General features: G+C 63.8%; 13 protein-coding genes and 1 tRNA gene. 8 read left to right on the top strand and 6 right to left on the bottom strand.

The features are described 5' to 3' along the window. The first annotated feature begins 5 nt into the window (after nucleotides 1-5). From ACZ45C_RS04505 to ACZ45C_RS04490, 4 genes are all read left to right on the top strand, one after another. Nucleotides 6-1,916, top strand: a complete 1,911-nt coding sequence (locus ACZ45C_RS04505; RefSeq protein WP_460561861.1) for a type I restriction-modification system subunit M — start codon at nucleotides 6-8, stop codon at nucleotides 1,914-1,916. Nucleotides 1,917-1,988: 72 nt separating this feature from the next. Then, nucleotides 1,989-2,804: an IS5 family transposase gene (locus ACZ45C_RS04500; protein ID WP_464374304.1), complete on the top strand. Its 816-nt coding sequence runs from the start codon at nucleotides 1,989-1,991 to the stop codon at nucleotides 2,802-2,804. 321 nt (nucleotides 2,805-3,125) lie between these two features. Continuing rightward, nucleotides 3,126-4,454 (top strand): restriction endonuclease subunit S, encoded by a 1,329-nt coding sequence (locus ACZ45C_RS04495; RefSeq protein WP_460559359.1) that lies wholly within the window; start codon nucleotides 3,126-3,128, stop codon nucleotides 4,452-4,454. Next, complete coding sequence (locus tag ACZ45C_RS04490; RefSeq protein ID WP_460559357.1) at nucleotides 4,454-7,414, top strand: type I restriction endonuclease subunit R; 2,961 nt, start codon at nucleotides 4,454-4,456, stop codon at nucleotides 7,412-7,414. The genes ACZ45C_RS04495 and ACZ45C_RS04490 overlap by 1 nt, the downstream gene beginning before the upstream one ends. Before the next feature lie 277 nt (nucleotides 7,415-7,691). On the opposite strand, the gene ACZ45C_RS04485 is transcribed toward ACZ45C_RS04490, so the two are convergent. After that, nucleotides 7,692-7,764, bottom strand: a tRNA-Arg gene (locus tag ACZ45C_RS04485). Between the two features lie 232 nt (nucleotides 7,765-7,996). Between ACZ45C_RS04485 and ACZ45C_RS04480 the strand changes: the two genes are divergently transcribed. Both ACZ45C_RS04480 and tgtA read left to right on the top strand, forming a co-directional pair. Further along, on the top strand, nucleotides 7,997-9,664 hold the full coding sequence (locus ACZ45C_RS04480) for a PAS domain-containing protein (protein ID WP_460559355.1): 1,668 nt from the start codon (nucleotides 7,997-7,999) through the stop codon (nucleotides 9,662-9,664). 123 nt (nucleotides 9,665-9,787) lie between these two features. After that, on the top strand, nucleotides 9,788-11,269 hold the full coding sequence (gene tgtA / locus ACZ45C_RS04475; protein WP_460559353.1) for a tRNA guanosine(15) transglycosylase TgtA: 1,482 nt from the start codon (nucleotides 9,788-9,790) through the stop codon (nucleotides 11,267-11,269). 9 nt (nucleotides 11,270-11,278) lie between these two features. On the opposite strand, the gene ACZ45C_RS04470 is transcribed toward tgtA, so the two are convergent. Further along, entirely contained in the window at nucleotides 11,279-11,725 is a 447-nt protein-coding gene (locus ACZ45C_RS04470) for a pyridoxamine 5'-phosphate oxidase family protein (protein ID WP_460559351.1), read from the bottom strand. Nucleotides 11,726-11,926: 201 nt separating this feature from the next. On the opposite strand from ACZ45C_RS04470, the gene arcS reads away from it, so the two are divergent. Next, complete coding sequence (arcS, locus tag ACZ45C_RS04465) at nucleotides 11,927-13,729, top strand: archaeosine synthase subunit alpha (protein ID WP_460559349.1); 1,803 nt, start codon at nucleotides 11,927-11,929, stop codon at nucleotides 13,727-13,729. A gap of 5 nt (nucleotides 13,730-13,734) precedes the next feature. Here arcS and ACZ45C_RS04460 read toward each other — a convergent pair whose 3' ends face one another. Further along, nucleotides 13,735-14,817: a pyridoxal-phosphate-dependent aminotransferase family protein gene (locus ACZ45C_RS04460; RefSeq protein WP_460559347.1), complete on the bottom strand. Its 1,083-nt coding sequence runs from the start codon at nucleotides 14,815-14,817 to the stop codon at nucleotides 13,735-13,737. 119 nt (nucleotides 14,818-14,936) lie between these two features. Between ACZ45C_RS04460 and ACZ45C_RS04455 the strand changes: the two genes are divergently transcribed. After that, the gene (locus tag ACZ45C_RS04455) at nucleotides 14,937-15,554 is read left to right on the top strand and encodes a metal-dependent hydrolase (RefSeq protein WP_460559345.1); all 618 of its coding nucleotides are present in this window, start codon (nucleotides 14,937-14,939) and stop codon (nucleotides 15,552-15,554) included. A gap of 49 nt (nucleotides 15,555-15,603) precedes the next feature. Here the strand turns inward: ACZ45C_RS04455 and ACZ45C_RS04450 are convergent, their stop codons facing one another. From ACZ45C_RS04450 to ACZ45C_RS04440, 3 genes are all read right to left on the bottom strand, one after another. Then, nucleotides 15,604-16,566: a carbohydrate kinase family protein gene (locus ACZ45C_RS04450; protein WP_460559343.1), complete on the bottom strand. Its 963-nt coding sequence runs from the start codon at nucleotides 16,564-16,566 to the stop codon at nucleotides 15,604-15,606. Between the two features lie 104 nt (nucleotides 16,567-16,670). Then, nucleotides 16,671-17,954 (bottom strand): DHH family phosphoesterase, encoded by a 1,284-nt coding sequence (locus ACZ45C_RS04445; RefSeq protein ID WP_460559341.1) that lies wholly within the window; start codon nucleotides 17,952-17,954, stop codon nucleotides 16,671-16,673. A gap of 71 nt (nucleotides 17,955-18,025) precedes the next feature. Continuing rightward, entirely contained in the window at nucleotides 18,026-18,490 is a 465-nt protein-coding gene (locus ACZ45C_RS04440; protein ID WP_460559339.1) for a universal stress protein, read from the bottom strand. Between the last annotated feature and the right edge of the window lie 52 nt (nucleotides 18,491-18,542).

Raw genomic sequence — 18,542 nt, 5'->3', positions numbered from 1 at the left:
CATAGATGGTCGACAACTTCAATGAGAAGGCGGATTTTATTTGGTCGATTGCCGACCTCCTCAGAGGAGATTATAAGCAGTCGGAGTATCAGAAGGTCGTTCTCCCGCTGACGGTACTCCGTCGTCTTGACTGTGTAACTGAACGGAACAAAGATGAAGTCTTAGAGCGCCACGATCAGCTTCAAGAGCAAGGTATCGAGAACGTTGCGCCGTCGCTCAAGAAGGCGGCCGATGCCGAGGTGTACAACACCAGCGAGTACACGTTCGAGTCACTCTGCAACGACCCAGACAACATCGCGGAGAACCTCCAGTACTACATCAACCAGTACGACGACGAGACGAGAGAGATATTCGAGAAGTTCGACTTCGATCACCAGATTCAGCGACTCGACGACGCCGACCTCCTCTACAAGGTCGTCCGCCAGTTTGCGGAGATCGACCTCCATCCCGACGAGGTCGCGAACGAAGAGATGGGGTACATCTACGAGGAACTCATCCGGAAATTCAACGAGCTCAGCAATGAGACCGCTGGTGAGCACTTCACTCCCCGCGAAGTCATCGAGCTGATGGTGAACCTCATCTTCCAAGAGGACGACGAGGCGCTGTCCGAGCAGGGCGCGGTTCGAACTGTTTTCGACCCGGCGTGCGGGACCGGCGGGATGCTCAGCGTCGCCGAGGAGTACGTCCGCCAGCTCAACAACGACGCGCGGCTTCACGTCTTCGGGCAGGAACTGAACCCCGAGTCCTACGCGGTCTGTAACTCGGACATGCTCATCAAGGGGCAAGAGCCCAACAACATCGTCTACGGCAACTCCTTCACTCAGGACGGGTTCAAAGGCCGGCAGTTCGACTACATGCTTTCGAATCCGCCGTTCGGGGTCTCGTGGAAGAAGGTGAAAGAGAAGATAGAGAACGAACACGATGAAGAGGGGTACGCCGGACGGTTCGGCGCTGGGACGCCCCGGACTAACGACGGAGCGTTTCTCTTCCTCCAGCACATGATCAGCAAGATGAAGCCGCCCGAGAAAGGGGGCTCTCGGATCGCGATCGTGTTCAACGGCTCGCCGCTGTTCAACGGCGGTCCGAACAGCGGCGAGTCGGCGATCCGGCGGTGGATCCTCGAAAACGACTGGCTGGAGGCGATCGTCGGCCTGCCGGAGAACCTCTTCTACAACACGGGTATCCGCACCTACATCTGGGTGCTCTCGAACGACAAGCCCGAATCTCGCGAGGACAAGGTCCAGTTGATCGACGCGCAGGACCTCTACGCGGAGATGGACGAGAGCCTCGGGGAGAAGCGTCACGAACTCGGGCAAGAGCACATCGACGAGATCTCACGTATCTTCGGCGACTTGGAGGCGAACGGGCGCTCGAAGGTCGTTCCCACGGAGGAATTCGGCTATCGGCGGATCGTCATCGACCGCCCGCTCCGGATGAGTTTCAGGGCGACGGAAGAGCGCATCGAGAGCCTCGACGACGAGCGTGCGTTCACGAACCGCGACGAAGAGACACAGGAAGCGGTGAAGGAAGCGCTGCGGACGCTTGACGACGAGAAGCAGTGGATGGACCGTGACGAGTTTATAAATGACGTGGAGTTGGCTTTCAACATGCAGAGCGTCGACGTGCGCAACAGCGTCTATAATGCGATCGAGCGTGCCCTAGGCGAGCAGAACGACGACGCGGAGATCGTGACTGACGGAAACGGTAATCCTGAGCACGATACCGATCTGCGGGAACGGGAGCGGGTACCACTAGGTACAGACCCCCGAGAGTACTTTGAGAGGGAGGTAGAGCCGTATCTCAAGAACGCGTGGATCAACGAGAGCAAAAAATACCACGACGACAAGGATGGAGAGCTTGGGGTTGTTGGGTACGAAATAAATTTTGATAGTAGATTGCCTTGTTTTGCCGCCTAGTGACGACGGTCTGGGACGCTCTTACTGTAATATTCCGCCAGATTAACCCGGAAATGGACGCCGTCTGGCGATATGGCATCGCTCAGACGGCTTGCTTGGATGTGTCGAGACCTTGCCAAACAGCATGTTGATGATCCGGACGTACCCGCCGCGCCGGACGGCGCGGACGGGTACGCCGAGTGGGTGCAGATCGCGTTGATCCTGTACCGCGTCGAACTGGAGAAGAGTCTCCGTGAGACCGAAGACTACCTCAACGAAATGCCCGGCGTCCTCGCCGTGTTTGATCTTGACGACGCACCGCACTACAGCTCGTTTTGTCGGTGGGAAAAGGAGTACCGAATGCGTGAACTCCGCCGCCTGCTCCGCGCTTCGGCGGAGCAGGCGGGCTGGAGTGGTGAAGCCGCAATTGACGCAAGCGGCTTTCAACGCGATCAAACCAGCTACCACTACCGCGACCGCGCAGACTTCTCGTTTCAGTCGATGAAGACGACGATTTTGATCGACGTGAATTCGCTAGCGATCAAGGACGTTCATTTCACGACGCAGAAGGCATGGGACGGTCATATTGGGATGCAGGTCTTCCGCCGGAACGCGGAAGACCTGCGCGTGTTATCTGCCGACGCAAACTACTCATGGAGCGATCTCCGTGAGGAGTGTCGCTCCAACTCAACGCGACCACTGATCAAGCACAGAGAGCAAACACCGCTACAGAAGGCTCACAACGCCCGGATGAATGAGGATTACAACCAGCGCTGGATGAGTGAAACGGGCTTCTCGCAGTTGAAGGAAGACGACGGCGAGAAGCTACGCTCCCGGAGCTGGCACGGCCAGTTCCGGGAGCTCACGCGGAAGTGCATCATCCATAACCTAACGCAGGCGGCGAGTTAGGGCTCGCCGCCTGCTCCCCCTTCTCCGGACATATTTGGGAGAGGCATCGCCATCGTCATCTGATCAAGGGAGTAAGATGGCATAGTTTTGACTCTTCGAGCAACACCGTCAGCGGCAGCTACTACATCTTCTGAGTGTAAGAACCGTGCTTTAACGCCGTGAAACCGTGAGTTACCGACCCTACCCCGACGCTGTCTTGCGTTCAACAAGGCATAGTAGATTCTACCAGTATGAATCGCCTAGAGACCCTGAAGTAGTCTCTAAAGAGATTGAAGAGATCTCCGAAGAGATTGAAAGCTTGATCTCTGGAGCTTCATGGTAATGAGATCTAAATCAAAACCTGAGTGGATAGCGGGACTGCCAGAGGATTGGGAATTGAGTAAGGTCCTCTGGCATTACGATGTGCAACTGGGAAAGCAATTAAAAGAGGATGAAATAGAGGGCGATCATCTTGCACCATATCTGAGAAACCAAGATGTACAGTGGTGGGAGGTGAATACCGAGGACCTACCTAAAATGGATTTCCATCCTCGCGAGCGGAGTAAATATGAATTACATCAGGGGGATGTGTTGGTATGTGAGGGTGGAGAGGTCGGCCGAAGCGCGGTTTGGGATGAAGAGAATATGGAGTGTTATTTCCAGAAGGCTCTCCACAGAGTACGACCACATTCGAGTGAATACGACCCGCGTTTTTTCTGCTATTTCATGGAGTTCGGCAAAAAGTCGGGTCTGTTCTCCGCAGGTACCAATCAGAGTACTATTGAGCATCTAACCGCGGAAAAATTGAAACGCCAAGTCATACCGATACCGCCTGTTGACGAGCAAGAGCAGCTTGCGGACTATCTTGATGAAGAACGTGAAACAATAAATCGGCTCCAGTCAAATTATGAAGAACTGATTTCTAGAGTATTAGAGCTAATAAATGTCAAAATCAGAGACACAGTCACTGGCGGTATCAACCACTCAAATAAAAAAGAATCCGGAGAAACATGGATCGGGGAAATCCCCGAACACTGGGACGTAGTCCGTACCCGCTTCGTCGCTGAACTCCACTCTGGCCACACGCCTGACCGCTCCAACGACGAGTACTGGGAAGACACCGATATCCCATGGGTCACCACCTCCGACATCAAGCCGTTCCGCGAAGGTCGAAAGCGCTACCTCCACGAAACCGATAATCAGATCAGCGAGATTGGGATGGAGAACTCCGGAGCGCACCTCCTCCCGGAGAGAACGGTGTTCCTCTCACGTACTGCATCAGTTGGCTTCTCCGGCATCATGAGTAAGCCGATGGCGACCTCACAAGACTTCGCGAATTGGGTCTGCGGCGAGGAAATCATTCCCGAATATCTACTCTATGTATTCCGCTCTATGGATCAGGAGTTTGATCGACTGATGCAAGGATCCACCCACAAAACCATCTACATGCCGGATATCAAGTCGTTCAAAACCCCGCTCCCGCCGATTGAGGAGCAGCGCGAGATCGTCGAGCACATCGAAACCGAGACCGAACAGCTCTGGGAATTGATCGATCGCGTCGACGAGGCGATCGACCTCCTCGAAGAGAAACGCCAAGCTCTCATCACCGCCGCAGTTACGGGTCAGATTGATATATCTAAGGAGAAAGGTGTCATTCAAGGCGACGATTAATGAGCAAGCCCTACGACGAGAAGGCCTTCGAGAACGAGATCGCGGCTGCCCTCCTTGAGCGCGACTACGTTCGCGTTCCGAGCGATCGATTCGACGCCGAACGCGGCCTCTTTCCGCAGCAGATCGTCTCGTTCGTGAAGGAGACGCAGCCGGAGGCGTGGGACAAACTAGAAACCGCCCACAAGGGCAACACCCGCCAGCGCTTCCTGCAAGAACTCACCAGCGCACTCGAACGGCAGGGAACGCTCGAATTGCTGCGACACGGCCTCCGAACCACCGGGACGAAGATCGACCTCGCGACGTTCCAGCCCAACACGGGAATCAACCCCGAACTCCAGCGGAAGTACGACGCCAACGTCCTCGGTGTCACCCAGCAACTCCACCATTCTGCGACGAATCCGGACCGGAGCGTCGACCTCGCGTTGAGTCTCAACGGGATCCCGGTCGCGACCGCGGAACTGAAAAACACTTTCACCGATCAGACGACGCAAGACGCCCGCGAACAGTACAAGAACCGCGACCCGAGCGAGCCGGTCCTCCGGTTCAAACGCGGCGCACTCGTCCACTTCGCGATCGACCAGAACGAGGTGTACTACACGACTGAACTCGACGGCGACGACACGAAGTTCCTCCCGTTCAATAAGGGCCACGAGAAGGGCGGTGGCAACCCTCCCCGGGAGGACGACCACCGGACCGCCTACCTCTGGAAGGAAGTCTGGGAGAAAGACAGTTGGATGGACATCATCCAGCGGTTCATTCACATCGATACTGAGGAGATCAAGAAGGACGGAATCACCGTCGAGGAAGACGAGACGCTGATCTTCCCGCGGTACCACCAGCTGGAGTGCGTCCGTCAACTCGTCGACAGCGCGAAACGCGATGGGTCCGGTGAGGACTACCTCATACAGCACTCCACCGGAAGCGGGAAGAGCAAGTCCATCGCGTGGCTTGTGCATCGCCTCGTCTCGCTTCACAACGACGACGATGAGGCAGTCTTCGACGGCGTCGTCGTCGTCACCGACCGGACGATTCTGGACGAACAGCTCCGGAACACGATCTACGAACTCGACCACAAGACGGGAGTCGTCCACGGAATCACCGGCGAGAAGGGACCGAAGTCGGAGGAGCTCGCGGACGCGCTCGAAGCCGGTAAGCCGGTCATCATCACGACCCTCCAGACGTTCCCGTACGTCATCGAACACACGCAGTCGCTCCCCGAGCGGGACTACGCGGTCGTCGTCGACGAGGCGCACAGCAGCCAGACGGGCGAGATGTCGGCCGAAATGAAGGGGATCCTCTCCGGTGTGGACGAGCAGGAGATCGACGACGCCGAAGACGCGATCGTCGCCAGCGCCGAAGCCCGAAGCAAACAGCCGAACCTCAGCTTCTTCGCGTTCACGGCCACGCCCAAGGCGAAGACGCTCCAGATGTTCGGCGAACCCGACGGCGACGGCGGCTACGAGCCCTTCCACCTCTACTCGATGCAGCAGGCCATCGACGAGAGGTTCATCCTCGACGTGCTCAGGAACTACACGACTTACAAGACGTTCTACAACGTCGCGAAGATCGTCGAGGAGGACCCGCAAGTGCCCGAAAAGAAAGCAGTGAAAGCCATCTCGCGGTTCCTGAAGCTTCATCCCCACAACGTTTCACAGAAGGTCGAGATCATCGTCGAGCACTTCCGGAACAGCACGCAGCACAAGATCGGTGGAAAGGCGAAGGCCATGATAGTCACCTCCTCACGCTCTCACGCGGTCCGATACAAGAAGGCCCTCGACGAGTACATCGAGGAGAATGGCTACGATCTCAGCGCGCTTGTAGCGTTCTCAGGGACTGTCGAGGACGACGGCCAGAGCTACACCGAGGAAGGGATGAACGACGGGATCAAGGAGTCAGAACTTCCGAACGCCTTCGACAGCCAAGCCCACCAGATCCTCGTCGTTGCCGACAAGTACCAGACCGGCTTCGATCAGCCGCTACTCCACACAATGTACGTGGATAAGAAGCTCTCAGGGATTCAGGCGGTCCAGACGCTCTCCCGTCTCAACCGGACCCACCCGGGGAAAGAAGACACCTTCGTCCTTGACTTCGAAAACGAGCAGTCGGAGATTAAGGAGGCGTTCGAGCCGTTCTACGGCAAGACAACTGTCACAGAGGAGACCGACCCGCAACACCTCCAGCAGCTTGCAAGCGAGCTGAAAGCGTTTCGCATCTATGACCAGAGTGACGTAGATCGGTTTGCTGAGGTGTTCTTTGACCCTGAGAACACAGGGACTGAGGGCGCACACGCAAAATTGAGCAGTTTGGTGCAGCCGGCCCGTGACGAGTTCATGGTTTCGAACGAAGAGACCCAAGAGGAGTTCCGGTCGACACTTCGCTCGTTCCTCCGTCTCTACAAGTTCCAGTCCCAGATTGTCAGCTATGCGGATACACACCTCGAAAAGCTGTACACCTTCGGCCGGTTCCTCTACAAGGAACTCCCCAAGGGATCAGGCCAGTCTGCTGTTGAGTTCGACGACGAACTTGCACTACAGTACTACCGGCTCGAAAAGTCGGAGGAAGGAGAGATCAAACTGAACGAGACCAACGGAGAGGTACAGGGACCAACAGAGACGGGAACTGGCGGGGGAAGTGAGGACGATGAAGTTGAACTCTCGACCATCGTCGAGAAAATCAACGAGAAGCTGGGAACCGACTTTACCGAGGCTGACCAGCTATTTCTCGAACAGCTGAAGGAGGATGCACTCGAAGACGATCACCTACGACGGTCTGCGAGGGTCAATAGTCGCGAGAACTTCGCTCTGGAGTTCGATAGTGTGCTCACCGAGATGTTCATCGATCGGATGGACCAGAATCAAGAGTTGTTTGCCGAGTTCATGGATAACGATGAAGTGCAGGAAGTGATCACAGAACACCTTCGGCACCAAGTGTATCAAGAAAGCCAACAAGCCGAAGGATGATTCTAAGCAAGGCATTCCGAAATCGGTAGTTCCCATAGCCGGTCCACCGTGGTCATAGTAGACGACGGTGTCCGTACAGAAACGAGAATTCTGAATTAATTCTCACGTAGGAACCAACCGACCAATTCAATACCTCTCACCACCGTTTGGATGTACGCGAATCGCAGGAAGGCTTCGACCCCCGTTACGCGACGTAACGAAATCACTTGCAGATCGCAGTACCCCTTTATAGGGAACGTACTGCCGTCTGTCGGATTTGAATCGTTACGAAATGGAACGGGCGCGACGAGATTTGAACTCGCGGCATCTTGGTCCGGAACCAAGTGCTCTGTCCACTGAGCTACGCGCCCACACGACCGGATACCAGTGGCGGGCGTTTAACCTTTCTGACTCCGAATCTTTGCTAGGCGGGAGTGACACGCAGAAGACATTCACCGTCTGTTGAGTTCGGACATGTCCGATGAAGTGTCATTGGTGCGATCTACGTTCCGCGGTACGTCTGCCAAATGTCCTCGATGATTATCAGATATGATTTTCAAGACGTGCGGATTTATCTATCACAGATCGTAGTCCGTGGCAAGCGTGACCTCCCGACCGACCGACGAAACGCGAGGCAGAGGACCGTATAGCGGTACCGGACGCCTCCATGCGGACGGATCGCGGAAGGATCGGGACGCCGACGAGACGGTCGTCGCCCACAGTCGGCGCGAACCTCCGACAACGAACGGTTCGACCGCCGGTGGCGGTCCGATCGCTTCCGACGCCGATCGGTTCGTCACCGCGGTCGCGGTCGACGGCGAGGTGCTGTTCGCGGGGCCGTCCGTTCCGGCGGTGCTCGGCGTCGAGCGGGGAACTCTGACCGGTGATGACCTGTTGGCGTACGTTCATCCGAACGACCGCGACGCCGTCTCGGACGCGCTCTCCGCGGTCGCGACCGACCGGACCGTCACCCATCGTATCCGACACGCGAACGGCGGGTTCGTCTGGGTCGAGTCGGTCGTCGACGAGGAACTGGCACCCGAGTTCGGCGGTCGTGTCGTCACCGCGCGTCGCGTCGATGTCGACCGGGCGTTTCCGGAGCGGTTCCGGCAGTTTCTGGAGTACGGTACCGACCTCGTGACCGTCGTCGACGGGGACGGCCGAGTCAGGTATGAGAGCCCGTCGATCGAGGAGGTGCTTGGGTACGAACAGGGATCGACCGTCGGGCGATCCCCACTCGGCTACGTCCACCCGGACGACCGCGAGCGCGTGACCGAACAGTTCTATCACGCGCTCGCCGACCCCGACGCGGCCCCGACGCTGGAGTATCGGTACCGCACCGCCGACGGCGACTGGGTCTGGCTGGAGTCGCAGACCCGGTCTCTTCCGGGCGATGATGTCGACGGGCGGCTCCTCCTCAATTCGCGAGACGTTAGCGACCGCAAGGCGCGAGAGCGTCGACTCACCGACCGCAACGAGCGTCTCGACCGATTCGCGAGCATCGTCTCGCACGACCTGCGGAACCCGCTGTCCGTGATCCGCGCGTCGATGGAGATGGCACAGCTCAAAGACGACACGACGCCGCTCGCTCGCGGCGAGCGCGCAGTCGACCGAATCGACCAGCTCGTCTCCGAGCTGTTGACGCTCGCGCGACAGGGGTCGGGGATCGACGAGCCGACCGAGTTCGCGCTCGACGGGGTCGTCCGCGACGCGTGGGGGACCGCCGGACGCTCGGACGCGACCCTTCTCGTCGACGCGGACGCGCGGGTCCGAGGCGACCGTAGCCGCCTGCGGCAGGTGTTCGAGAACCTGTTCCGGAACTGCATCGAGCACGGCTCGGCGGAGAGTCAGACGGGAGCGATCGCCGACGGTCCCGCGGCCGCAGAAGCGGGACAGAGCGAACGCGGGACGGACCGAACTGGCCCCATCGTCGTCGTGGCCACGACTGAGACGGGGTTTCTCGTCGCTGACGACGGGCCGGGCGTCGATCCCGAATACCGCGAGCGCGTGTTCGATCCGGGCGTCACCACCCGAGTGGACGGAACGGGGTACGGTCTCGATATCGTCCGAGAGATAGTGGAATCACACGGCTGGGAGGTCGTGCTCCGAGAGGGTCCGATCGATATCGGGAGAACGCGCGACGCGAATGACCGTGAGGTGACCGACGGCGAGAGCGCCGTGATGGTGGACGACATTGACGGCGCGTGCTTCGAGATCCGCGCACCGAGACCCGCTGATGTCGCCGAGACCGACCCGTGGATCGATCGGTGAGCCGGCCCGCCAGACCGCGGATCGGATGGAAATTCCCGTGCGCGACGTCCCGTCCGTGAGCGACGATACGACCGAACCGACTCCGAACGCAACTCTTACCGCCCGTCTTCCCGCAGGTCGGATATGCGCGACCACTTCGAGATTCGGGACCACGACGCGGCCGGGCGGATCGGTCGGCTGTCGGTCCCGAACGCGGGCGTCACGGTCGAGACGCCGGCGCTCCTGCCCGTCGTCAATCCCAACGTGCTCACGATCGAGCCGCAGCGGCTCCGCGAGGAGTTCGGCGCTGAGATGCTGATCACGAACTCCTACATCATCCGGAGCACGGACCGGATCCGCGATCGCGTGCTTGAAGAGGGACTTCACGACTTTCTGGACTTCGACGGCGCGATCATGACCGACTCCGGCTCGTTCCAGCTCGCCGAGTACGGCGACATCGACGTGACCACGGCCGAGATACTCGACTTCCAGCGTCGGATCGGCAGCGACGTGGCGACTCCTGTCGACGTGCCCACGCCGCCGGACGTCGACCGCGACCGCGCGGAACGGGAGCTTTCGACCACGAGACAGGCGCTCGCCGACGCCGAGACCGCGGACACCGGAGAGATGCTAGTGAACGCGCCCGTACAGGGGTCGACGTTCCCGGAACTGCGGGAGACCGCGGGTCGGCACGCGTCCGCGACCGATCTCGACGTGTTCCCCGTCGGCGCGATGGTTCCCCTCCTCAACGCCTACCGGTACGCCGACGTGGTCGAGCAGGTCCGGGCGGCGAAACGCGGGCTCGCCCCCGACGCACCGGTGCACCTGTTCGGCGCGGGCCACCCGATGATGTTCGCGCTCGCGGTCGCGGCCGGCTGCGACCTGTTCGACTCGGCCGCCTACGCGCTGATGGCCCGCGACGGGCGGTACCTCACCGTTTCGGGGACCGAACACCTCGACGAGATGACGTACTTCCCGTGTTCGTGTCCGGTCTGCGCGGATCACACGCCCGAGGCGGTCCGCGATCGCGACGACGGAGAGACCGAGCGGCTGCTCGCCGAACACAACCTCCACGTCACCTTCGAGGAGATCCGCCGCGTGAAAGCCGCGATCCGCGACGGGACCCTCATGGAACTCGTCGACCGCCGCGCCCGCGGGCACCCCGCCATGCTCGACGGCTACCGCGCGCTGCTCGACCACGCCGACGAACTGGAGCGGACGGACCCGGTCTCGAAGGACGCGTTCTTCTACACCTCCCACGAGGCGGCGCGACGCCCCGAGGTCCACCGGCACCACGACCGGCTCGCACGACTGGCGGTTCCGGACCGGCTGCTGCTCACGGAGTCGAACGCGCCCTCTACGCACGACTACGACGCCGTCTGGCGTGTGAAACCTCCCTTCGGTCCGTTCCCGCGAGCGCTCTCCGAGACGTACCCGCTCACTGCGGAGACTCCGGACAGGCTCGACGACGCGGCGCAGGTCGCGGCCGCAGAGGGAGTCGCTGCCCTCGCCGACGCCAACCCCGAGACGGCGATCACCCTCGGACACGACGGCTGGTGTGCCGAGGCGCTCCGGAGCGTTCCAGACGACGTCGACACGGAGAACCTCCGGACGCTCGGCCGGTGAGACGGCCGGCTATTCGTTTCCCCGTCCCATGCGCTCGCTGTAGTCCCACGCGTGGAGCCGTTCGGGGTCGATCCGGATTCGGACTTCCTCGCGCTCCGGCCGGAGGAGCCGGTCGCCGACGGGGTTGTCGATCCCGTCGAGATATCGGACGAGGAGGGCGGAGAGGAGTTCCTTCTCCTCGTCTGGTGCGACCGACGCGCGTCCGCGGCCTCTGACGCCCTTGTACGGCGGGTCGTTCGTCGACACCTCGAAGGAGACGTGAGCGTCGTATTCGAGAAACTCGACGAGGTCGGCGTTCGCGCTCGTCGCGCAGTGGACCGCGCCGTCCCACGTGAACCACAGCGAGACGATCCACGGCGCGTTACTCGGGGTGCGACAACCGATCCGAACCGGCACGCGTGCGTCGGTCAAGAACTCGTCGACGCGACCCCGATCCCACGGGCCGGTGATCTCCATGCGACCGCTTCGGACGGAATCAGCCTAATGGTTCCGACGGTCTCTCGGCGCGTTCACCGCAGCGGCGGTCCGGGGCGTAGACGCGCCGATCGCGCCGAGCCTCAGGCCGCGGGAACGCCGAGCGTCACCGTCGTTCCGGTCCCGCCGTCTGAGTCATCCTCGGAACACAAGAAAGTTGACCGTCCCCACGCGAGGAGACGTATGACCGAGTATTTCGAGGTCCACGAACGCGACGGCGCGGCCCGGATCGGGGAGCTACGTCTCGCCGAGCCGGTGACGACGCCAGCGCTCGCGGACCCGTTCCTCACGGACGCGGGCAGCCTCTGGGCCGCAGACCGCGAAGTGCCCGACGGTGACGACCACGCGCTCACCCTCCTGCCGCACCGGGCGTTCCCGTCGGGTACCCGCGAGGAGGTCCGCGAGTCGTTCGCGGTGGACCACCCCGACGTCGCGTTTCCGGCGGCGGTCGTCGTCGACAGCGAGAGCGCCCGCGACCTCGGTGCCGACGCATATCTGCTCTCGGACGCAACCGGCTTCGTCGGCCATGGCGAGGGGTTCAGAGACGCGATCGTCCGGGCGAAGTCAGCGCTACCGGACGACACCGCCCTCGGCCTCTCCGGCGTTGCGACCCCCCGGAACGTCGCGCTCCTCGCGTACGCCGGCGTCGACCTCGTGGACGCGACGCTCGCGCGGACGAAAGGGACACAGGGGATGTATCTCACCGGCGACGCCGAGCACTTCCTCGCGGACCTCGACGAGCTACCCTGCGCCTGTCCGGCCTGTGAACAGCCCCGAGAGTCGTTTTCCCGCGCGGACTGCGCCGACCACAACGTGAACGCCCTCCGGGCCGAGCTTCGGCGCGTCCGCGAGCGGATCCGGTCGGGTCGCCTCCGCGATTACATCGAGGGGCAGACCCGCCACGAGCAGTGGCTCACGGCGGCGTTCCGGGAGTTCGACGACCAGTGGTCGTACCTCGAAGAACGGACGCCGCTGATGCGTGACGCGGAGGTGACGGCCGCGAGCGCGGAGACGCTCGACCGCGTCGAGATCCAGCGGTTCGCCGACCGCGTGACGAGCCGGTACCGGAACCGATTCACCGACCAACCGCTCGTATTGGTGCCCTGTTCGGCCGCCAAGCCGTACAGCGACTCCCAGAGTCACCGCCAGTTCCACGACGCGATACAGTGGCGCGGCCACACCGTCTCGATGACCTCGCCGATCGGCGTGGTCCCGCAAGAGTTGGAGACGACCTATCCGGCGCAACACTACGACGCGGTCGTCACCGGGGACTGGTCGGAAGACGAGATCGGGTTCGTCGCGGAGGTCCTCCGGCGGTACCTGGAGCGCAACGACTACGCCCGCGTCGTCGCACACGTCCCCGAGGGCGGCTACCGAGAGATCTGCGAGCGCGTCGAGCGCGACCCCGCGATCGACGTCCCCTTCGAGTACACCTGTGTCGACCACCCGACGACCGACGAGTCACTCGGCGAGCTGAACGCGACCCTCCAGGGCGAACCAGCGTACAGCAAGCGCGAGCGCGAGCACAACACCGTTCGGGCGATCGCCGACTACCTGTTCGGCGACGGCGCGGGCGACGACCTGTTCGGCGGACCGGGCGATGCCGACGTCCGCACCACCGGCCGCTACCCCAAACTCCAGGTGTGGGGCGACGACCCCGACGCCGGCCGCGATGGCGAGCCGGGCGAACAGCTCGCGACGATGGTGCCCCAGTACGGCACCCTCTCTTTCACTCTCGCCGGCGCGCGCCGGTGGGTCGCGAGCGACGCCCCCACGAAACGGGTCGAGATCGACCCGTTCGTCCCGCACGGCTCCGTCTTGGCGCCCGGTGTCGTCGACGCGGACGACGACATCCGCGTCGGCGACGAGGTCGTCATCGAGGGGCCGAAGGCGTTCGCGGTCGGCCGCGCCGAGATGTCCGGCCCGGAGATGGTCGGATCGACGCGTGGCGTCGCGAGCGAGGTCAGACACGTCGACGAGCGCTGAGTAACCTATTCGTCGAGGACGGCGGCGAGCGCGTCCATCGCCTCGTCGACGCGCTCCGTCCGAGCGTTATGGCCCATGTGACCGATCCGCAGGATATTGTCGGCGAACTCGTCGAGTCCCGTCGCGACGGTCACGTCGTGGTCCTCACGGAGCGCGCGCTGAAGCCGCTCGGCCCGTCCGGGGACGTGAAACGCCGTCACGGTCGGCGAACTCCGCGCCGGGTCGGGGTACGGGTCGAGCCCCAGTGCGGCGCCGCGCTCGCGGCAGCGGGCCGCGGCCGCCTCGTGGCGCGCGTACGCGTCGTCGATCCCCTCGTCGAGCAGCAGCGAGAGGGCCGCGTCGAGCGCGACGACGTTCGTGGTGAGGTGGGTGTACGGGAACCCCCCGGACGTGTCGCGCCACGGGAGGAGGTTCGTGTACAGCGAGTCGGGGTCGCGCTCCTCCATCGCGGCCCACGCGCGGTCGCTGATCGCGGCGGTAGCGAGTCCGGGCGGCGCGCTGAAGCACTTCTGGGAGGCACCGAGACAGACGTCGATCCGCTCCGTGGGGACGGGAACGCCGCCGAGCGACGAGACGGCGTCGACGACGGTGATCGTCTCCTCATCTGCCGCCTCTAGGCGGTCGAGCACGGGGCCGAGTTCGTTGAGGGTCCCCGTCGGCGTCTCGCAGTGAACCGTCGTCGCCACGTCGAACGCGTGGTCGCCGTCGTCGAGGACGGCGTCGAGGTCGTCGAGGGGAAGCGGCTCGTCGTACTCCGCCGAGACGAGCGTCGCCTCGCCGCCGTACGACTCGACGAATTCGGCGAACCCGTCGCCGTAGAGTCCGTTCGAGAGGCACAGCACCTCCGTCCCCGGTTCGACCAGCGAGGCGATCGCGGCCTCCAGTCCGAGGATGCCCTCGCCGCCGAGGACGGCGATGTCACGCGGCGCTCGGCCGTCCTCCGCGACGCCGTACACCCGTTCTAACCGGTCGACGAGGTCGGCGTAGATCGCGTCGAACTCCGGGTCGACATCGGGGTTGATCAGCTCGCGGCTCATCGCGTCGCGGACGGGCACGGGGACCGCGGTCGGTCCCGGCGTCATGAGCATACCCGTTCACGCGCGCCGAGCGACATAAGCGCGCCGCGACGGCGGGAGATTTGGTCCGTGACGCCGATCTGTTGTCCGGCGATACGTTCTTGTATTTCCGTTGCTTCGATACGGACACGATGATGCTTCCGACCCACGTGCTCGGCGGGATGCTGCTCGCCGCGCCGCTGGTCCGCGTGGCTCCGGAGTTCGCGACCGTCGGGTTCGTCGCGGGATTTCTCGGCGGGCTCTTCCCGGACCTCGACATGTACGTCGGCCACCGGAAGACGCTTCACTATCCCGTGTACTACACCGCGGCCGCGGGGCTCGCCCTCGTCGCCGCACTGGTGTCTCCGTCCGCGCTCACCGTGGCTCTCGCGCTGTTCCTGCTCGGCGCGGCGGTCCACAGCCTCGCCGACGTGTACGGCGGAGGGCTGGAACTCCGGCCGTGGGAGGGAACCTCGGACCGCGCGGTGTACGACCACTACCGGAAGCGGTGGGTCGCGCCGCGCCGCGGGGTCAGGTACGACGGGGCCGTCGAGGACCTCGCGCTCTCGGTCGGGCTGTCGCTGCCGCTTTTACTCCTCGTCGACGGCCCGCTCCGTCTGGTGGTGGTCGCCACGCTCGCGGTCGCCGGCGTGTACACCGCGCTTCGCCGCCACCTCGCCGAACTGGCGGCGTACGCCGTCTCGTTCGTCCCCGCCGCGGCGACGCCCTACCTCCCCGACCGGTACAGAAACGACGACCCGCCGCGGTGAGGCTCCGCACGGGATCGCGACCGGCGACGGTCGACGCGCGGCCGCGCGGCTACCGCTCGCTCTCGCGGAACGCCTCGACAGTCTCCCGGTTCGGGAGCGCCGTCATCCCGCCGCGGTCCTGCACCGAGAGCGCGGCGGTCGCGTTGGCGAACTCGAGCGCCGCGTCGAGGTCGGTGACGCCCGCGGCGAGTTGGGCGATCAGACCCGAGGTGAACGCGTCGCCGGCTCCCGTTGCATCGACCGCGTCGACGGAGAACCCGTCGTGTCGCGCCGTCACGTCGCCCCACGGGGCGTCCGCCGATCCGACGGCGAGCGCGCCCGCCGCGCCGAGCGTGACCACGACCGTATGCGGACCGAACGCCAGCAGGTCGCGCCCCAGCGCTGCTCCCTCTCGAGAGGAGAGGCCCGCCGGCTCGACGTCCTCGTCGCTCGCGAACGCCACGTCGCTGTCGGCGAGGACGGCTCGGATCGCGTCGCGGACCGCCTCGCGCTCCCCCTCAGACACCAAGTCCGGTCGGTAGTTGACGTCGAACGAGACGGTACAGCCGCGTTCGCTGGCGGCCGCGGCCAGCCTCCGCATGGCCGCGCGCCCGTCAGGGTGCGTCAGACCGACGCCGCCGAGGTGAACCCACGAGCAGTCGTCCAGCGCGGCGGTCGGAATCGCGTCCGCATCGAACCCGAAGGTCACGTCTCGAGAGCCATAAAACCGGAATCGCCGGTCGTCGACGCCCGGCGGGGAGACCACCGCGAGCGTCGTGTTGCCCGCGACGCGCTCGACGTGCGTCGACTCGATTCCCTCGTCGTCGAGGGTGTCGCCGAGGAACCCACCGAAAGGGTCGGTTCCGAGGCGGGTCCAGAACGACGGAGCGGCACCGAGCCGCGAGAGACCGACGGCGACGTTGGCGGGCGCACCGCCGGGGCGGTGACTGAATCCGTCGACGTCGTGGAGCGTCTCGCCCGGGTCGGGGAGCAGATCGACGAGCGTTTCGCCAGCGACGAGGATGTCGGCCATTGGCTACAGGAGGGCTGTCGATCGGTATCAAGGTGCGGTTCTGCGCCGGCCGCAGGGGGAGATCCGGTGTCGCGGTCGACGGTGTCCGATGTCGGAGCCGACGCCTACTTGGCCTCGGCGTCGTCGGACTCGTCTGTCCCGTCAGTTTCGTCGGTTCGTTCCGCAACCTCCTCGGCGACCGCCTCGAACGCCGCGAGGATCACGCGCTTGCAGGCCTGTCCCTCGGTGGTCCAGTGCTGGGCGTAATCCAGCATGTCGTCGTAGATGTCCGGCTTGCAGCCGGCCGCCTGCGGGTGGCCCCCGCCGTTCACCTTCCCGGCGACTTCGTGTGCGTGTCGGAACGTCTCGGAGCCGCGGATCGACGCGGAGCCGGCCGGCTTGACGATCACGGCCGCGTCCGCCCCTCCCTCGCGCAGCGTCTCCGCGACTTCGTTCTGCGAGCACCGGCCGTACGTCACCGCGACGGTCCAGTCCCCGACCGCGTGGGCGACCGCGCGGTCGACGGCGGCGTCGATCCGCGCCTCCTTCTCGACGCGGCGCTCGGCGACGAACGCCTGCACGGTTTCGGGGAGGTCGGCCCCGTAGGCTCCGATGACCGTCGTATACTCCTCGGGGCCGGCCCAGTAGGAGTAGTCGGCCACGTCGTCGGAGCGCGGGTCCTCTTTGATCCAGAGGTCGTGATCGCGGGTGACGGCCGCCAGCTCCGACCAGCGGTCGGCGAACTCGTGGTCGAGCGAGCGCAGAGTCACGTCGGCGGTACACTCCTCGTCGGACTCGCCGACGACGAGGTCGACGCCGACGTCTCGAACGGACTCGGCCGTCTCCGGGTCCCACTGGTGGTGGTCGAACCAGCGGATCGACTCCGTCGTCTCCGCGAGCGCCTCCAGGGGCTCTGCGATCCACTCGTAGTCGTCCGGACAGAGGTCACAGACGAAGAGGTCGATCCCGTCGTCGGCGTACGCGAGCACGCGCTCCAGCGATGTGTCGATCGAGTAGGGACCCGCCGAGACGAGTCCGACCGGCGACTCGGCGTGTGCATCGGCGGTCGGATCGTCGCGGTCGTCCTCGCCGTCGTCCATGTCGTCGACCGCATCGACGCCGTCGTCAGCCTCCGTGTCGTCGCTGCTCTCCAGCCGGGCCGCGATGGCGGCCTCGAAGTCTGCGACGTCGAGCGCGGCGTCGTACGCCTCTCGAATCATCGCCGCACAGGCGAGTCCGTCGGCGTCGCCGTCGGCGATGACGACCGCCTCGCTGCCCTCGATCGCCTCCGCTGCCCGCCGTTCGGCGCGCTCCTCGTCCAGCGAGTCCGGGTAAAAAAATCCCTTGCCGGGCAGGCGAGTGTATCGGGATCGGGGAGTGTCCCCCTCGTCGATGAGGTCGTCGTCCATACCGACGACGCGAGCGGGAGCGGGAAAACTCCGCCGCTCTCGGATCGGACACGCTCGGGGCGCGGCTCCGGTCAGATCGTCGTCCGCCGGGGATCCTCGTCGGTGAGCTGGCGGACGGTGAGGACGGGGACCGGACAGGTCCGGACGACGCGCTCGGCGACGGATCCGATGAGAAAGCGGTTCTCGCCGTGTCGCCCGCGCGTTCCCATCGCGACCACGTCGGCGTCGACCTCCCGGGCGTAGCCGGCGATCTCGGCGGCGGGACGTCCCTCGCGCACGTCGACGGTGACGTCGAGTTCGGGGTCGCGGGCGACCGCGGCGTCTTCCACCTCCGCGAGCGCCGACTCGCCGTGGTCGTCGAGCGCGTCGCGGAGGTCCTCGCGGACCTCGTCGGGCGTGGACTCGACCTCGCCGCTGTCGACGACGTAGACGGCGTGGACCTCCGCTTCGAACCGCGCGGCGACGTCGACCGCGACGTCGACGGCCCGGCGGACGCTGTCGGAACCGTCGGTCGCGACCACGATCGTGTCGAACATAGCCGGCCGTTCGGCGCAACGATACCTAAAACCCGGCGGTCGCTCGCGGCGG

This window comes from Halorubrum pallidum, assembly GCF_055380345.1.
Note: the sequence above shows the minus strand (reverse complement) of the source record. Positions and strands in the feature narration are given on the sequence as shown.

Coding starts and splice junctions, on each gene's coding strand:
- ACZ45C_RS04455 (WP_460559345.1), top strand. CDS start 14,937: ATGATGCTTCCGACCCACGTGCTCGGCGGGATGCTGCTCGCCGCGCCG.
- arcS (WP_460559349.1), top strand. CDS start 11,927: ATGACCGAGTATTTCGAGGTCCACGAACGCGACGGCGCGGCCCGGATC.
- ACZ45C_RS04460 (WP_460559347.1), bottom strand. CDS start 14,817: ATGCTCATGACGCCGGGACCGACCGCGGTCCCCGTGCCCGTCCGCGAC.
- ACZ45C_RS04500 (WP_464374304.1), top strand. CDS start 1,989: ATGGCATCGCTCAGACGGCTTGCTTGGATGTGTCGAGACCTTGCCAAA.
- ACZ45C_RS04445 (WP_460559341.1), bottom strand. CDS start 17,954: ATGGACGACGACCTCATCGACGAGGGGGACACTCCCCGATCCCGATAC.
- tgtA (WP_460559353.1), top strand. CDS start 9,788: ATGCGCGACCACTTCGAGATTCGGGACCACGACGCGGCCGGGCGGATC.
- ACZ45C_RS04490 (WP_460559357.1), top strand. CDS start 4,454: ATGAGCAAGCCCTACGACGAGAAGGCCTTCGAGAACGAGATCGCGGCT.
- ACZ45C_RS04470 (WP_460559351.1), bottom strand. CDS start 11,725: ATGGAGATCACCGGCCCGTGGGATCGGGGTCGCGTCGACGAGTTCTTG.
- ACZ45C_RS04505 (WP_460561861.1), top strand. CDS start 6: ATGGTCGACAACTTCAATGAGAAGGCGGATTTTATTTGGTCGATTGCC.
- ACZ45C_RS04495 (WP_460559359.1), top strand. CDS start 3,126: ATGAGATCTAAATCAAAACCTGAGTGGATAGCGGGACTGCCAGAGGAT.
- ACZ45C_RS04440 (WP_460559339.1), bottom strand. CDS start 18,490: ATGTTCGACACGATCGTGGTCGCGACCGACGGTTCCGACAGCGTCCGC.
- ACZ45C_RS04450 (WP_460559343.1), bottom strand. CDS start 16,566: ATGGCCGACATCCTCGTCGCTGGCGAAACGCTCGTCGATCTGCTCCCC.